Annotated in this window: 14 protein-coding genes and 1 tRNA gene; 4 read left to right on the forward strand and 11 right to left on the reverse strand. The window is 67.2% G+C overall.

Going from position 1 to position 16,195, the window contains the following annotated elements; genetic code table 11:
- Positions 1-32 precede the first annotated feature (32 nt).
- Positions 33-1,424, forward strand: coding sequence for a sigma 54-interacting transcriptional regulator (locus CFB52_RS07720; RefSeq protein WP_059575720.1), 1,392 nt, complete (start codon positions 33-35; stop codon positions 1,422-1,424).
- Positions 1,425-1,478: 54 nt separating this feature from the next.
- Positions 1,479-2,186, forward strand: coding sequence for a DUF2968 domain-containing protein (locus tag CFB52_RS07725; protein ID WP_059575718.1), 708 nt, complete (start codon positions 1,479-1,481; stop codon positions 2,184-2,186).
- An 81-nt stretch (positions 2,187-2,267) separates the two neighbouring features.
- Here the strand turns inward: CFB52_RS07725 and hfq are convergent, their stop codons facing one another.
- The gene (hfq, locus tag CFB52_RS07730) at positions 2,268-2,834 is read right to left on the reverse strand and encodes an RNA chaperone Hfq (protein ID WP_012492570.1); all 567 of its coding nucleotides are present in this window, start codon (positions 2,832-2,834) and stop codon (positions 2,268-2,270) included.
- 295 nt (positions 2,835-3,129) lie between these two features.
- On the opposite strand from hfq, the gene CFB52_RS07735 reads away from it, so the two are divergent.
- Positions 3,130-3,411 (forward strand): hypothetical protein, encoded by a 282-nt coding sequence (locus CFB52_RS07735; protein ID WP_059575716.1) that lies wholly within the window; start codon positions 3,130-3,132, stop codon positions 3,409-3,411.
- A 27-nt stretch (positions 3,412-3,438) separates the two neighbouring features.
- On the opposite strand, the gene CFB52_RS07740 is transcribed toward CFB52_RS07735, so the two are convergent.
- From CFB52_RS07740 to CFB52_RS07755, 4 genes are all read right to left on the reverse strand, one after another.
- Positions 3,439-4,356 (reverse strand): DUF1571 domain-containing protein, encoded by a 918-nt coding sequence (locus CFB52_RS07740; protein WP_059575714.1) that lies wholly within the window; start codon positions 4,354-4,356, stop codon positions 3,439-3,441.
- A 29-nt stretch (positions 4,357-4,385) separates the two neighbouring features.
- A complete protein-coding gene (locus CFB52_RS07745; RefSeq protein WP_060010068.1) occupies positions 4,386-6,140 on the reverse strand; it encodes an AMP-binding protein in 1,755 nt (584 codons plus the stop codon).
- Positions 6,141-6,297: 157 nt separating this feature from the next.
- Complete coding sequence (locus CFB52_RS07750) at positions 6,298-7,122, reverse strand: TetR/AcrR family transcriptional regulator (RefSeq protein WP_059575710.1); 825 nt, start codon at positions 7,120-7,122, stop codon at positions 6,298-6,300.
- A 216-nt stretch (positions 7,123-7,338) separates the two neighbouring features.
- Complete coding sequence (locus CFB52_RS07755; RefSeq protein WP_099316353.1) at positions 7,339-8,559, reverse strand: MFS transporter; 1,221 nt, start codon at positions 8,557-8,559, stop codon at positions 7,339-7,341.
- Between the two features lie 280 nt (positions 8,560-8,839).
- On the opposite strand from CFB52_RS07755, the gene CFB52_RS07760 reads away from it, so the two are divergent.
- A complete protein-coding gene (locus tag CFB52_RS07760) occupies positions 8,840-9,382 on the forward strand; it encodes a GNAT family N-acetyltransferase (protein ID WP_060010065.1) in 543 nt (180 codons plus the stop codon).
- A 195-nt stretch (positions 9,383-9,577) separates the two neighbouring features.
- Here the strand turns inward: CFB52_RS07760 and CFB52_RS07765 are convergent, their stop codons facing one another.
- The 6 genes from CFB52_RS07765 to CFB52_RS07790 all read right to left on the reverse strand — a co-directional run bounded on the left by CFB52_RS07765 (position 9,578) and on the right by CFB52_RS07790 (position 16,150).
- Positions 9,578-10,522: a carbohydrate kinase gene (locus tag CFB52_RS07765; RefSeq protein ID WP_059575704.1), complete on the reverse strand. Its 945-nt coding sequence runs from the start codon at positions 10,520-10,522 to the stop codon at positions 9,578-9,580.
- 136 nt (positions 10,523-10,658) lie between these two features.
- On the reverse strand, positions 10,659-11,603 hold the full coding sequence (locus CFB52_RS07770) for an ABC transporter substrate-binding protein (protein ID WP_059575703.1): 945 nt from the start codon (positions 11,601-11,603) through the stop codon (positions 10,659-10,661).
- Between the two features lie 100 nt (positions 11,604-11,703).
- Positions 11,704-12,741 carry a ribose ABC transporter permease gene (locus CFB52_RS07775; RefSeq protein ID WP_059575701.1) on the reverse strand — a complete coding sequence of 346 codons (1,038 nt, stop codon included), beginning with the start codon at positions 12,739-12,741 and terminating at the stop codon, positions 11,704-11,706.
- Between the two features lie 40 nt (positions 12,742-12,781).
- Entirely contained in the window at positions 12,782-14,335 is a 1,554-nt protein-coding gene (locus CFB52_RS07780) for a sugar ABC transporter ATP-binding protein (protein WP_059575699.1), read from the reverse strand.
- Positions 14,322-15,569 (reverse strand): ROK family protein, encoded by a 1,248-nt coding sequence (locus tag CFB52_RS07785; protein WP_059638833.1) that lies wholly within the window; start codon positions 15,567-15,569, stop codon positions 14,322-14,324. Before CFB52_RS07785 ends, CFB52_RS07780 begins: the two co-directional genes overlap by 14 nt.
- Before the next feature lie 494 nt (positions 15,570-16,063).
- Positions 16,064-16,150: transfer RNA gene (locus CFB52_RS07790), tRNA-Leu, on the reverse strand.
- Positions 16,151-16,195 lie beyond the last annotated feature (45 nt).

Consider the following 16,195-nt stretch of genomic DNA (forward strand, 5'->3'; position numbering starts at 1 on the left):
AACCCGTCAATTACTGAAGCCGCACCCGAAACATGAGAACCACGCCCGCAATCGAAGAGCTCGACCTGTACGTCTGGGAAGGCAAGGCGGACATCGTCGACCGTGTCGCCCGATGCATGGCGAGCTTCGACGTCGAAGTGATCCGTGCCGACAACGCGACGGTCTCGCCCGAGCGCGCCGCGTTGCGGCGGTCGCTGGCGATCATCAGCGTGACGATGATCGAAGGCGGCGCGGCATTCCTGCGCGACTGGCAGGCCAACATCGGCATGCCGGTGGTCTGGGTCGGCGCCGCGCGCGACCACGACGCGTCGCAGTATCCGCCCGAGTATTCGCACATCCTGCCGCTCGACTTCACGTGCGCCGAACTGCGCGGCATGATCGGCAAGCTCGTCACGCAACTGCGCGCGCACGCGGCCGAAACGTTGCAGCCGTCGGAACTCGTCGCGCACTCCGAATCGATGCAGGCGCTGCTGCACGAAGTCGATACGTTCGCCGACTGCGACACCAACGTGCTGCTGCACGGCGAAACCGGCGTCGGCAAGGAGCGCATCGCGCAACTGCTGCACGAAAAGCATTCACGCTACCGGCACGGCGAATTCGTGCCGGTGAACTGCGGCGCGATTCCCGACGGCCTGTTCGAATCGCTGTTCTTCGGCCATGCGAAAGGGTCGTTCACGGGCGCGGTTGTTGCGCATAAAGGCTATTTCGAGCAGGCGGCCGGCGGCACGCTGTTCCTCGACGAAGTCGGCGATCTGCCGCTGTACCAGCAGGTCAAGCTGCTGCGCGTGCTCGAGGACGGCGCCGTGCTGCGGGTCGGCGCGACGGCGCCGGTCAAGGTCGATTTCCGTCTGGTCGCGGCGAGCAACAAGAAACTGCCGCAGCTCGTGAAGGACGGTCTGTTCCGCGCCGATCTGTACTACCGGCTCGCGGTGATCGAGCTGAGCATTCCGTCGCTGGAGGAGCGTGGTGCAGTGGACAAGATCGCGCTGTTCAAGTCGTTCGTCGCGCAGGTCGTGGGCGCGGAGCGGCTCGCCGAATTGTCCGATCTGCCGTACTGGCTCACGGATTCGGTCGCGGACAGCTACTTCCCCGGCAACGTGCGCGAACTGCGCAACCTCGCCGAGCGCGTCGGCGTGACGGTGCGGCAGACGGGCGGCTGGGATGCCGCGCGGCTGCAGCGGCTGATCGCGCACGCACGCAGTTCGGCCCAGCCGGTGCCGGCGGAGAGCGCGGCCGAGGTGTTCGTCGATCGCAGCAAGTGGGACATGAACGAGCGCAATCGCGTGATCGCGGCGCTCGACGCAAACGGTTGGCGGCGTCAGGACACGGCCCAGCAGCTCGGCATCAGCCGCAAGGTGTTGTGGGAAAAAATGCGCAAATACCAGATCTTCGACGAAGAGCCCGAGACCCGCGAAAGCGAGTAATTAATGAGATAAAATCGCGGTGAATTACAACGACTCGGGCGGGAATAAAACTTCATGAGCCATATGACGGGGTTGGGGCGGGTGAGCATGGTGCTCGCGATGGTGGGAGGCATGCACGGCGCGTTCGCGCAAGGGCTGGCAGGCAGCGATTCGTCGGCGGTGCAGCCGGCGTCGGCGCCGGTGGCCGCGATTCCGGTGATCGACTCGCAGGCTCAGACGTCGGTGCAGCCGCAGGCCGGCGAGACGACTGGGCCGAGCACGGTCGACGACTTGCAGCGGCAGATCCAGGCGCATTCGCTGACGGAAATGCGCACGAGCTACAACGGCAGCTATGGCGCGAGCCTGCTGTTCAACGTCAAGGACGGTGCGTACTTCGTCGCGCTGTTCCAGCAGAAGGCGTTCTGGCGCGTGATCAAGACTTACGACGAAACGCGGGCGGAAGCGATCTATCGCGATTTCTCGCGCCAGGCCGAGCGGCTGGCCGTCGACGAACTGCGGGCGGCGAAGCTGGAATCGCAGAAGGCGCAGATGGACAAGCAGATCGAAGTCGCGCAGAACCGCGCGCGGCGCCTGCAGGCGGACATCTCGATTGCCCGGCAGCAGCAGGCGGCGGTGGCGGATCGCCAGAAGAGCGTGCGGAGCGAAACGGCGGCGCTGCAGGCGCAACAGGCCCAGCTCCAGTCGCAACTGCGGGCGTTGCAGCAGCAGGTGCGTTCGCTGCAGCGCGAGGCCAACGCGGGCCTGCCGACGACGGCACGCTGAACGCGGTAGCGGCGGTGCGGCGACGTGCCGCGCCGGTCGTACAAGTGAAAAGGGCAAGCCGGTTGGCTTGCCCTTTTTGTTTTACTGGCCGTCCGGCACGATTCGCCGGCGGCGCGTCACGATGACCGGCCCGTTGCCGCCGCGGGAATCCGACGGTGCGGCGTTGCCGGATGCGTCGCCGGTATCGCGCGGCGCGCCGTAGCTTTCGCGCGGCTCACGCGGCGCGCCATAGCCTTCGCGCGGCTCACGCGAGCCGTAACCCTCGCGCGGTTCGCGCGAACCGTAGCCTTCACGCGGCTCGCGGGAGCCGTAGCCGCCGTCGCCGCGCGATTCGCGCGGGCCGCCGTGCGAGCCGTACGGGCTGTGACCGCCGCCTTCACGGCCGCCGGGGCGACCACCGGTGCGCGGGCCGCGGGGGCCGCCGCCCGGGCGCGAGCCGCCCGTGTCGAGCTGGATCGTGGAAATCGCACGCTTGTAGATGCCTTGCAGACCCACGGGGGTGCGCAGCATCACCAGATACTGGTCGAACGACTCGATACACCCCGTCAGACGAATGCCGTTGACGAGATAGATTTCAACACGCTTACGTTCCTTGCGCGCCGAATTGATGAAGTCGTTTTGCGGATGGGATTCTGCGGGATTGGCCATTGAGGTGCGGCAGGAGCCTGCGTCAGAGAATATGTTGTGCGTGTGTGTGGCGTGTTCGTCCACATGGTGTTTGGCGGAATTCTACCTTGTTCGATAGCGAAGCGCGCAGTCGTGATTGTGTCGAACCGTAACCCACTATAGACGTTCCCGCGCATTTTCGCGATTCGGCCGAACGGCGAAAGCCGTTCGGTTACGTCGCGTTACGACTCTCGCCGCCCCGTATCACCTTGGCGCGCACACCGCGCTTACATTGGTGGCGCGAGCCGGGCGGGCCGGCTTATCAGGGATGCGGAGCATGAACAAGAGGCAAGTGGCAGGGATGATCGGGAGCATGGCGTTGCTCGTTTCGGGCAGTGCAATGGCGGGCCATGTGGACCTGTCGGTCGGCATCGGCGTACCGGTCGCGCCGGTCTATGTCGAGCCGGCGCCGGTCTATGTGGCGCCGCAACCCGCCGTCGTCGCTTATCCGGGCTACGGGTACGGCTATTACGGCAATGACGACGACGATCGTTACCGCAAGTGGCGCAAGCACTACTACAAGCACCGGCATCGGCACCACGACGACGATGACGACTGAGCCCGACACCGGCCCCGCCAGCGCGCGTCAGAACGCGTAGTCGGGATTTTTCGGGTCGAATGCGGTGTCGTCGAGCGGCGTCGGCGCGATTTTCTCGATGACGATCCGCTCGAAGATCCTGCCGTCGTTGTCATAGGATTCGACGGTCCGGAAATAGGGTGCGTGCAAATCGAGCCCGAGCACTTCCTTTTTCGCATAGAACTGCGGCCGGCCGGTCGGCGTTTCGTAGGTGAGCGCGACGACGCGCACGCCGCCGATCGTCCTGGCTTCCACATCCGTCGGGCGCTGCACGCCGGCTTCCAGGTATTTCTTCCCTTCGGTCAGGTACAGGTTCGCGATGAATTCGGTGCCGAGATCCTTCACCTGATGATTCGACTGGGCGCGCGCCAGCGCGCCGTCGATCGCCGTCCACAGCGGAATCTTGCCGAGCAGGCCGCCGAGGTGGCCATACATCTCGTCCTTGCGCTGCGTCGTGTCGTAGATCGTCTCCTGTCCGGCATGCGCGCCGCCCGGCAGCCATTTCGCATACACGCGCAGCGGTTCGCGGGTCGTCTTCACGAGCATGCGGTCGGGCGTGTCGGACCATTTTCCGCTGATACGCTCCTGGCGCACCATCGTGAACTGGTAGGACGGATAGCCGTTCGGGCCGTTGCGGATGTAAAGCGGCACGGCGAGCGGGTCCAGCGCCTTGAAGAGCGCCGTGAGCGTCGCGTCGTCGAGTTGCGCGAGCGTGCCGCGCTGGGCCGCCGCGCGCAGCCAGCGCGCCTGTTGCGCGAGCGGCTCGTGCGTGACCTTCGCGAGCTCTGCCGGCAGCGCGACTTCCTGTGCCGCGCTCGCGGCGCCTGCCGTCTCCTGTGCGTGCAGTCCTGCCTGTGCGAGCGACAGCACGCCCGCGATGGCTGCCGCCGCGGCATGCCGCGCGCGGCGTTTCATTCCTTCGTTCATCGACGGCGTCTCCCGGAGCGATGGATCGTTCAGCTCTGCTTCGCGGCATTGAGTTTGGCGAGTTCCTCGTCGCGCAGCGCGCGGCGCAGGATCTTGCCGACGTTCGTCTGCGGCAGTGCGTCGCGGAACTCGACGAACTTCGGCATCTTGTAGCCGGTCAGGTTCTTGCGGCAGTGCGCGAGCACGTCCTCGGCCGTCAGCGACGGGTCGCGGCGCACGACGAACACCTTGATCCGCTCGCCCTGTACCGCGTCCGGAATGCCGATCGCCGCGGCCTCGCTGATGCCGGGATGCATCACGAGCACTTCCTCGATCTCGTTCGGATACACGTTGAAGCCCGACACGAGGATCATGTCCTTCTTGCGGTCGATGAGGCGGATGAAGCCGCGCTCGTCCATCACGCCGATGTCGCCGGTGGCGAGCCAGCCGTCGGCATCCAGCACCTTGGCCGTCTCGTCGGGGCGCTGCCAGTAGCCGCGCATCACCTGCGGGCCGTGCACGCACAGCTCGCCGGGCTCGCCGATGGCGGCCCAGGTGCCGTCCTCGCGGCGAAAGCGCACGAGGGTCGACGGCGCGGGCAGGCCGATGGAACCGCTGAACGCGGCCATGTCGTTCAGGTCCACGGGGTTCATCGTGACGATCGGCGAGCATTCGGTGAGGCCGTAGCCTTCGACCACCGGCCGGCCCGTCACTTGCTGGAAGCGCTCCGCGACCGCGCGCTGCATCGCCATCCCGCCCGCCATCGCGAGCTTGAGCTTCGAGAAGTCGCGCTTGCGGAATTCCTCGTTGTCGAGGAACGCGTTGTACAGCGTGTTGATGCCGGTGATTCCCGTGAACGTCTCGTGGCGGATGATCTTCATCACCATCTTCATGTCGCGCGGGTTCGCGATCAGGATGTTGCGCCCGCCGAGCCCCATGAAGATGAACGCGTTCACCGTCAGCGAATAGATGTGATAGAGCGGTAGCGGCGTGAGCACGGTTTCGACGTCGCCCGACACCTGGTCGGCGATCCAGGCCTTCGCCTGCAGCAGGTTCGCGATCAGGTTGCCGTGCGTGAGCATCGCGCCTTTCGCGACGCCGGTCGTGCCGCCCGTGTACTGCAGGAACGCGAGATCGTCGCGCGTGGTCGGCACCGGCTGCGGCTTGCCGCGCGCGCCGAGCGCGAGGGCGGAGCGCAGCCGGATCGCCTGCGGCAGGTGGTAGGCCGGCACGAGCTTCTTCACGTGCTTCAGCACGAAATTGATCAGGCGTCCTTTCGCGTTGAAGCCGTCGGCGAGCAGGTCGCCGAGCGCGGTGACGACGATGTGCTTCACCTGCGTTTCGGGCAGCGCGTCCTGCAGCGTGCGCGCGAAGTTCTCGAACACGACGATCGTCTGCGCGCCGCTGTCCTTCAACTGGTGCGCGAGCTCGCGCACGGTATAGAGCGGATTCACGTTGACGACGATCGCGCCGGCCTTCAGCGCGCCGAACAGCGCGACCGGATACTGGAACGTGTTCGGCAGCATGATCGCGACGCGGTCGCCGGGCTTCACGCCGAGGCTTTGCAGATACGACGCGAACGCGTCGACCTTCCGCGCGAGCGTGCGGTAGGTCATCGACGCGCCGGCGCTCACGTAGGCGACGCGCTCGGCGAAGCGGGTCGTGCATTCGTCGAAGAACTGCACGAGCGACGCGTATTGCGTGACGTCGATCTCGTGCGGGACGCCGGGCGGGTACGACGCGTACCAGATGCCGTCGGTGTTCGGCGGAAGCTGGGCCGAGGTGGGTGCTGCGGAAGATGACATGACGTGTCTCCGGTCTTGGCTCTCGGCGAGGGCCGCGCTTCGGCGCGTGCCCATGCCCCGTGCTTCGCGGCTGGCCGGCGCGGGCGTCTCGACGCCGCGCCTGACCGCGCGTATCAATCAAATCGTGAACAGGCAGCCGCGCGTTGGCCTCGCGCGCTCAGTTCGTGGAATGCAGCGTGGCCGTCTCGGCGGTCGTCGCCGCGCACGACTGCGGCAGCCCGAACGCTTCGCTTGCGCCCGCGTCGTCGAGCACGGCCGCGAAGATCGACAGTTGCGCGCTGTCGGGCATCGGCGCCTTCAGTGCGGCGACGATCAGCGACGACAGCCGCGCGATCATCTGCACGTCGTTCATCGTGCGGCCTTGCGAGAATTCGTCGATCAGGCTTTCCGTTTCGGCGCCCGCGAGCGCGCCGGACAGCGCGCCGATCGCGAAGTGCAGCCGCCAGCCGAGCTCGGTGCGCGGCAGATGCGGCAGCGCGCGCTGGAAGGCGTCGAAGAAGCGGCCCGCGACGCTCGCGTAGTGCGCGGTCAGGAAGTTGCGCACGAACGGCGAAGGGTCGGTGTATGCGCGGCCGATCAGCCGCAGGAACCCGGGCCCGCCGCGTTCGGGGTTGCGCGACGCCTTCAGCGCCGGAATGAACATCGCGCCGAGCACGTGCTCGCAGGTGATGTGCGCACCGAGCTGCGCGTCGAAGCGGTCGAGGATGCCGAGGCGTTCCTGGTTCAACTGATCGAGCCGGCGCGACAGCATCGCGTGGATCAGCGCCTCCTTGCTGCCGAAGTGGTAGTTGACCGCGGCGAGATTGACCGCCGCGCGCGACGTGATCTGCCGCATCGACATCGCCTCGAAGCCATGTTCGATGAACAGATCCTCGGCCGCATCGAGAATGCGGGCCTTCGTCCCGCCGGTCTGCCGCGTGCCGGATGACCGTGCCCCGGACGGCCGTCCCGAAGATGGCCGCCCCTCCTGACTTACTGCCATGTTCCGCCTCCCATGCCGGTTTCCCGGCCGCGAACAGGTGATTTTGATTGTTCGATTCAAACAGTCGTTTTTATTAAGATAAAAAAACGCGGGTGGAGGGGGCAAGCGCGGAATCTGGACCAATTCCTCTAGTTCGATGTGCGGGTGCGGAAAGCGCGGCACCGGCTCGCGGCCGGGCGGGGCGCGAGCGATGATGCGGTGCCGCAACACGCGGGTTCACCCGACGGTGCTACGCGTATTGACCGATTGCGTCATGTCGATGCCGCGCCGTTCGCGGCTGAACAGGATCAGCACGGCGATCGCGACGGCGACGATGCCGGCCACGAGCGCGAGCGCAAAGCCGTAATTGTTGCCGTTCGACACGGCGAGCGACGCCTGCATCGTCGCGTTGCCCGACGCGAGCAGGTTGCCGAGCTGGTAGACGACGCCGGGGAAGGTCGCGCGGATTTCGTCGGGCGAGATCTCGTTCAGGTGAACCGGTATCACGCCCCACGCGCCCTGTACCGAGATCTGCATCAGGAACGCGCCGGCGGCGAGCGCGATCGCGCCGCTCGAGAATGCCCACAGCGGCAGCACGGGCAGCGCGATCAGCGCGGCGATGAAGATCGCGCGGCGCCGGCCGATCCGCTCCGAGATCGCGCCGAACGCCAGGCCGCCGACGATCGCGCCGACGTTCAGCACGATCGTGATCCACGACACGGTATGCGGATCGAAGTGATGCTGTTCGCGCAGGAAGGTCGGATAGAGATCCTGCGTGCCGTGCGAGAAGAAGTTGAATGCGGTCATCAGCACGATCGCGTAGAGCGTGAGTTTCCAGTTCTGCTTCAGCGTGGCGCCGAGGCTCGGGCGCGCTCGCTTCTCCATCTGTTTCCACGCCGGCGATTCGGGCACGTGCGCACGCACGTACAGCACGAGCAGCGCGGGCAGCACGCCGACCATGAACATCCCGCGCCAGCCGATGTATTGGTAGAACAGGCCGAACACGACCGACGCGAGCAGATAGCCGCTCGGATAGCCGGCCTGCAGCAGCCCGGACACGACGCCGCGCGCGTGGGTCGGCACGGTTTCCATGGTCAGTGCGGACCCGACGCCCCATTCGCCGCCCATCGCGATGCCGAACAGCGCGCGCAGCACGAGCAGCGCGGTCAGGCTCGGCGCGAAGCCTGACGCAAGCTCGAGCAGCGAATAGCACGCGATGTTGACCATCAGCGTCGGGCGGCGACCGAAGCGATCGGCGAGCCGGCCGAAGATCAGCGCGCCGAGCGGGCGCATCGCGAGCGTGAGCGTGAGCGCGAACGCGACGGCGGGGATCGTCGACGCGAATTCAGCGGCAATGTCCTTCAGCACGAAAACCATCAGGAAAAAATCGAACGCATCGAGCGTCCAGCCCAGGTAGGCGGCGATCGTGACGTTGCGTTGCTCGCGGGTCCAGCTCATGTCCGGGTCTCCTCGTTGGCTTGCGCGCTCGCGACAGGCATGCGGATGCCGGCCCGCTCGCGCGCGATGCGGGGCGCACTGATCGAGTGTAGGCTTGCGCACCGCGCGACGTGGGGCGCGATACGCCCGAATCGGGAATAATCCCTACGAAATGCACTGTTTCGGAAACGGAAACGGCACCGCGCGAGGCACGCGACAGGTGCCTGTATCATTCTGGAAGGCTTTTTGTATCAGTTCTGTAATGCATTCGATGCGCATCGTCACCGAATCAGGAGTCCGGATGAACGACCATTCCGCCGCCCCGTTGCCCGCGCTCGAAACCGCGAGGCTGTGGCTGCGTCCACGTGTGCTGGCCGATCTCGATGCATGCCTCGAGATGGATCGCGATCCCGAGGTCACGCGGCATATCGCGGGCCCGTGGCACGACCCCGTCGAGCATCGCCGCTTCGTCACGCACCGGATCACGCGCGATTATCCGCCGGGCCTCGGTTACTGGTCGATCTTCGAGAAGGCCGCGCCCGAGGTGTTCGTCGGCTGGATCCTGCTGATTCCCGACTACAAGGACGGCTCGCGCGACGTCGAGATCGGCTGGCGGCTCGTGCGGGCGACGTGGGGGCGCGGCATCGCGAGCGAAGCCGCGGCGGCCGTCGTGCGGCACGCGTTCGATACCTTGCGCCTGCCGCGCGTGATCGCCGATATCGCGGAGGCCAACGGCGGCTCGCTGAACGTGGCGCGCAAGCTCGGCATGCGGCGTGTGAGCGTCGTGCACGATGGCATTCCTTACATTCGTCATCGCCTCGAACGCGACGATTTGCGCGCGTAGCGCGGCGTCGCGCACGTGGCGGATGTCGGAGATCGTCAACCGGATGCGTATCGCGGTCGTGATGGATCAACGGTTCGCGCGATCACGCGTAAGGCGCTGACGGGGCTCGAGGACGATCCGCCCCGACGCCGACTCGCCGCAGCCCGATCATTTCGCGGCGCTTGACGCACCGCCCGCGCCGCGCGTCGGCGCCGTCTATTGCGAAAGCGCGGCGCCGGCGCCGGCGCCGGTGCGCTCGATCATGCCGGCCACTTCCGCGGCCGTCGGCGCATAGGCGCCCGCATGCTCGCAGACGACGGCCGCGCACGCGGCCGCGTAGCGCAGATGCTCGGCGGCCGACGCGTCGGGCCGGGCGAGCTGGCTCGCGAGCCAGCCGCCGATGCTCGCGTCGCCACAGCCGACCGTGTCGGCGACCTCGGTCGGGAACGCGGGCTGGAACAGCACGGTATCGCGATGCAGCAGTTGCATGCCGGCTGCGCCGCGCGTGACGAGCATCGTCGCGTCGGGTGCCCATGCACGCAGTTGCGCGAGTGCGGCCGCTTCGTCGAGTTCGGGAAAGAGCCCGCGCAGGTCTTCGTCGGATACCTTGATCCAGTCGGCGAGCGCGCTCAGCTGGCGCAGCGTGTCGCGGTACGACGGCGTGGCCATCGGCGCGCGGAAGTTCGGATCGAACGAGATCCGCTTGCCGGCCGCCCGCGCGGCCTGCGCGAGTTCGATCAGGCGCGACGCGAGCGGCTCGCGCACGACGCCGAGCGAGCCGACGTGCACGATGTCGGCCGCGTCGAAGGCGCCGGCCGGCAAGTCGGCCGGATCGAACGCGAGATCGGCGCTGTTTTCGCCGATGAAGAAATAGTGGGGCGGCTGCTTCGACACGACCATCGCAAGTAGCGGTGCGCGGTCGACCTGCCGGATGAAGCGCATGTCGAGCCCCGCGTCGGCGCTCTTGCGCATCAGCTCGTCGCCGAAGGTATCGCGGCTGACCGTGCCGGCAAAGGCGGTCGGCACGCCGAGCCGCGCGCCGACGCGCGCGACGTTCCAGCACGAGCCGCCGGCGATGCTGCGCCAGTGCTGCGCGTCGTCGCGGATGAAGTCGGTCAGCGCTTCGCCGAACACGATCAGGCGGGGAAACGTCGTCGTCATGGGGAAACCTTGTGCCGCGGCATCGCACGCGGCCGTACAGCGGTTGATCTGAACAGGCGGGCAGTGCCGGCCGTCGCGCGCGCAGACGCGGCCCGGCACCGCCCGGCCTCGCGGGCGGGCGGCGCGGTCGCCGCGATCAGCGCGGGGAGCTCCAGCCCTTGTAGGTCTTCACGTTGTCGCGCGTGACGAGCGTCGGCTCGATCAGGATCATCGGATTGGCCGGCTTCTGGCCGTTCATGATCCCGTAGCCGACGTTGACCGCCTGCTGCGCCATCGCCCACGGATCCTGGCTCGACGACGCCTGCACGAGCGTGTTCGACTTCAGCGCCACCTCGATGTCGGGCGCGCCGTCGACCGACGTGATCACGATGTTCGGGCGGTTCAGCTGCTTCGCCGCGAGATCGGTGCCGATCGCCTGCGGGTCGTTGATCGTGAACACGCCGTCGAGCTTCGGAAAGCGCGTCAGGTAGCCCTGCATCGCATTCATCCCGCCTTCGCGCGAGCCCTTGCCGTCCTGGTCGCTCGACAGCAGCTTGATGCCCGGGTTCTTCGCGAGCACGGTCTTGCAGCCGTTCACGCGGTCGATCACGGCCGACACCTGCGGGCCGTTCTCGATGATCACGTTGCCCTTGCCGTTCAGCTTCTTCGCGAGGTAGTCGCACGCGAGTTCGCCGGCCTTCACGTTGTTGGTCTGCACGGTCGCGTTCGCGCCGGCCGCCGCGACGTCCACCGCGACGACCGTGATGCCGGCCGCCTGCGCCTTCTTCACCGCCGGCTCGATCGCCTTCGGGTCGGTCGCGTTGAGCAGGATCATGTCGACGTGCGCGGAGATGAAGTTGTCGATCTGCGTGAACTGCTTGTTCAGGTCGTAGTCGGCCGATACGGCCGTGACTTTCGCATTCGGGTTGAGCTGCTTCGCGCGCGCTTCGGCGCCCTTCACGATCGTGACGAAGTACGGATTGCCGAGCGACCCGACCGTGACGCCGATCGATTTCAGCGGCTTGTCGGCTGCCTGGGCGGCGGTGGCGCCGAAGGCGAGTGCGCAGGCGACGGCGGTCAGGGCGGCGGTGTGCTTGAACATGTCGTTGTGTCTCCGAGAGGTCTGTTGGCGAACGGGCGCAGGAGGACCTGCCTGCGCCGCGATGGTGGAACGGTAAGGAATGCGCGGTGAGGCAAGCGTGTCAGGTACGGGCCGAGTCGCGCTGGCGATAGCGGTCGAGCGCGACCGCGCCGATGATCACCAGCCCCTTGATGATGTACTGCCAGATGTCGGACACGCCGAGCAGCACAAGGCCGTTGGTCAGCACCGCGATGATCAGCGCGCCGATCAGCGTGCCGACGATCGAACCGACGCCGCCGACGAAGCTCGTGCCGCCGAGGATCACCGCGGCGATCGCATCGAGCTCGTACGACTGGCCGAGCTGCAGGCCGTTGGCCGCATACAGGCGCGCGGCCGACATCACCGCGCCGAGGCCGGCGAGCAGGCCCGACGCCGCATACACGAACATCTGGATCGCCCGCACGTTGATGCCCGACAGGCGCGCGGCTTCGGGGTTGCCGCCGACCGAATAGATGCGCATCCCGAGCACCGTGCGGCGCAGGATGAACCACGAGATCGCGATCACCGCGCACGCGATCACGACGAGCCACGGCACGCCTAGGATCGAGCCGTTGCCGATGAACGCGAACGGCAGTTGCGGATTGAACACGGTCGTGTCGTTGCCGATCAGGCGCGCGACGCCGCGTACGGCCGTCATCGCGCCGAGCGTGACGATGAACGGCGGCAGGCGCAGGAACGAGATCAGCCCGCCGTTGATCGCGCCGAACACGAGGCCGACGGCGAGCGCGAACGGCACGCCGAGCCAGCCCCAGCCGGGAATGGTCGACGCGATGAGCGCCGCGACGGCCGCGGCGGCGAGCACCGAGCCGACCGACAGGTCGATGCCGCCCGTCAGGATCACGAACGTCATGCCGGCGGCGAGCACGATGTTGATCGACGCCTGCTGCGTGACGATCGACAGGTTCTGCCACGTGAAGAAGCCGTCGGTCAGGAAGCCGAAGCCGACGCACAGGACCAGCAGCACCGGCAGCATGCCGGCCGTGCGGATCAGCGATTGCATGCGGGCGCGATGATCGGCGCCGCGCATCAGGGGCGTGCGGTTGGCGACCGGTTGGGCGGTCGCGGAAGCGAGGTTCCGCTGCTTGGTCGGGTTGATCATTTCGGTAGCCTGAAGGTAAGAGTGAAATGAAAAGGGCGGCTCAGTGCGCGTCGGCCAGTTCGGCCTGCGAGCCGGTGGCGAGCGCGATGATGGCTTCCTGCGTAATCGGCGTATGCGTGTGTCCGCCGAGTTCGCCCGCGATCTCGCCTTCGCGCATCACGAGCACGCGATCGGCGACGCCGATGATTTCCGGCAGCTCGCTGGAGATCACGATCACGCCCACGCCAGCGCGGGCCAGTTCGTTGATGATCCGGTAGATCTCGGATTTCGCGCCGATGTCCACGCCGCGTGTCGGTTCGTCGAGGATCAGCACGCGCGGCTTCGTCTCGAGCAGGCGCGACAGCAGCACTTTCTGCTGGTTGCCGCCCGACAGCGCGCCGACGTTGACGTTCGCGTGCGGGACGCGGATCGACAGCGATGCGATGGCGTCGCGCGCACGTTCGGCGCCGCGCGCGAGGTCGAGCGCGCCGAGCCGGGCATCGCGGTTGCACACCGAGATGTTGATGTTGTCGCGCACGCTCATGTCGAGGAACAGGCCCTGGCGCTTGCGGTCTTCCGTCAGGTAGACGAGGCCCGCGTCGATCGCGTCGCGCGGCGAGTGCGCGCCGAACGTGCGCTCGCCGAGCTTCACGTCGCCGCGCACGCGCGGCTCGGCCCCGAAGATCAGCCGCGCGAGCTCGGTGCGGCCCGCGCCGACGAGCCCCGCGATGCCGAGCACCTCGCCTGCGTGCAGATCGAGGCTGCAGCCGCGCACGCGCGCGCCGTCGGCGATGTCGCGGACCGACAGCAGCAGGTGGCCGGGGTCGTACGGTGCGTGTTCCTTCTTGTAGAAACCGGAGATGTCGCGGCCGACCATCATCCCGACGAGCCGGTCGGCCGACAGCGCCTCGCGCTCCAGCGTGCCGACGTACGTGCCGTCGCGCAGCACCGACACGCGATCGGACAGCTCGTAGATCTCCGCCATCCGGTGGCTGATGTAGATGATCGCGAGACCTTCCTCGCGCAACTGGCGGATCAGTCGGAACAGGTGTTCGGTTTCGCGCGACGACAGCGGCGTGGTCGGCTCGTCCATCACGAGGATCCGGGCGCGGGTGTGCACGGCGCGCGCGATTTCGACGAGCTGCTGTTCGGCGATCGACAGCGTGTCGACGAGCGTGTCGGGCCCGAACGGGGCGCCCAGGCGCGCGAGCACGTCCTGGCAGCCGCGCGCCATCGCCGCGCGGTCGATCGTGCCCCAGCGCCGGTTGCCGCGGCGCAGTTCGCGGCCGACGTAGATGTTTTCCGCGACGGTCAGGTTCGGCGACAGGCACAGCTCCTGGTAGATCACCGCGACGCCGGCATCGCGCGCGGCGAGCGGGCCGTCGATGTCGATGCGTTCGCCGTCGATCAGGATCTCGCCGCCGGCGTCGGCGCGGTATGCGCCCGACAGAATCTTCATCAGCGTCGACTTGCCTGCGCCGTTCTCGCCCATCAGCGAATGGATCTCGCCCGGATAGACGGTCAGGCTGACGTTGTCGAGCGCGCGTACGGCCGGGAACGTCTTGCTGATCCCGCGCATTTCGAGCAGCGGACGGGGCGACTCAGAACGCGACATGGTGGACCTCCTGCGAATCGGTGCGGGCGCCCTTGAGGATGCCGGCCCGCGGGGAGAAGTTGAAAAACATCGGCAGCGTGGCGGCGCCGATCGCGCCGGCGTCGGCGCCGAACGTGCCGCGTACGAGCACCGGCGTGCCGCGCGCCTCGGGCGCGGTGGCCACGAGCGCCGCGCGCAGGCGGGTCGTGACCGCGTCGAGCAGGCCCGCGTCGGTGTCGGCGTCGAGCACGACCACCGGCGCGTCGATCACGCACAGCACCGCGCGCAACGCCGGCGCGAGCGCGTCGACGCAGTCGTCGATCCATTCGTCGACGGCCGGCAGGCCGCGGGCGATGCATGCTTCGAGATCGGCGCGGTTCTCGACCGTCTCGCCGTGATGGCGCAGGTGGCGCACGAGCGCATGCAGCGATGCGCGTGCGAGCAGGATGTCCCACGGGCCGCGCGGCGGCGGCGCGGAGGCCAGCCGGCTCGGCGGCACCGGAATCACCGCGATGTCGCCCGCGTTGCCGGTCACGCCACGCAGGCAGTCGCCGTCGATCGCGATGCCGCCGCCGATCGCCGGCCCGATGAACAGGTAGACGAAGTCGTCGCACTGCCGGCCGTATCCGTAGAACAGTTCGGCGATCGCGGCCGCGTTGCCGTCGTTTTCGCCGAACACGGGCAGAGACAGCGTGCGGCCGAGGTCGGCCGCGAAATCGACGTCTTCCCAGGCGTGAAACGTGTCGGGCGCGAGACCGAGCTCGCGCATCCACGCGCCGAGGTTGTACGGCTGCGCGACGCCGACGCCGGTCAGGCGCGCGCGTTCATGGTCGGGGAGCAGGGCCTGCATCGCGTCGATGTCGCGACGCACGATTTCGAGCACGTCGGCGGGCGGGGGCAGCAGCGTGTCGTGCGAGCGGCGGCCGAGCACGTCGCCGGCGAAGTTGACGAGCGCCGTCTCGATGCGCATGCGGTCGAGATGGACGCCAATGCCGAACGCACCGCGCGGATCGAGACGGATCAGCGAAGCGGGTTGGCCGCGCTGGCCTTCGGTGCGGCCGGCGAACTGGATCAGCTTCGCGTCGGCGAGCGATGCGATGATGCTGCCGACCGCCGTACCCGTCATGCTCGCGAGACGGGCGAGATCGGCCTTCGATGCGCTGCCCGCGCGGCGCAGCGTCTTCAGCAGCAGGCGCTCGTTGTAACGGCGCACGTTGGCCGAATTGCTTCCCTGGCCGAAGTGCGGGCTTCTCATGGCGTCTCCTTCCATGGCGCGCCGTGCGGCGGCGCATTAAATAAATCACGTTGATTTATTTAACCGCGTGAGCGGCGACCTGTCAGCCTAGGGAAATCCCGGTTGCGGCCGGGAAGGCGCGCCGGGCAGGGCACACGCGGCTCGCCGCGAGGCCGGGAATTTCGAATTTGTCGGATGAATTTGCGGCTGGGTGCGCATCGCGATTGCCGCTCGGGCCTGCATGCGACGGCTAGCAGGCGCAGCCTTTCGAGTCCCCGCGCAAAGCGCGCAGGCGCTTTGCTTCCTGGGCTTGAAATGAAAAAAGGCCGGCTAGAAGCCGACCTTTTTTTAAAAATAGATGGTGCCCAGGAGAGGACTCGGTCACCCATGCGCGACCCCGGCTGCGCTTGCAAGCGCAGCCTTTCGAGTCCTCGCGCAAAGCGCGCAGGTGCTTTGCTTCCTGGGCTTGAAATGAAAAAAGGCCGGCTTAGAAGCCGACCTTTTTAAAAAACAGATGGTGCCCAGGAGAGGACTCGAACCTCCACGATGTTGCCACCGCTAGGACCTGAACCTAGTGCGTCTACCAATTCCGCCACCTGGGCACGTTTCGCTTGCTGCGATGCGAAAGACCGAAATTATAGCGCGCT

Source organism: Burkholderia sp. AU18528, assembly GCF_002223215.2.
Classification (GTDB): domain Bacteria; phylum Pseudomonadota; class Gammaproteobacteria; order Burkholderiales; family Burkholderiaceae; genus Burkholderia; species Burkholderia semiarida.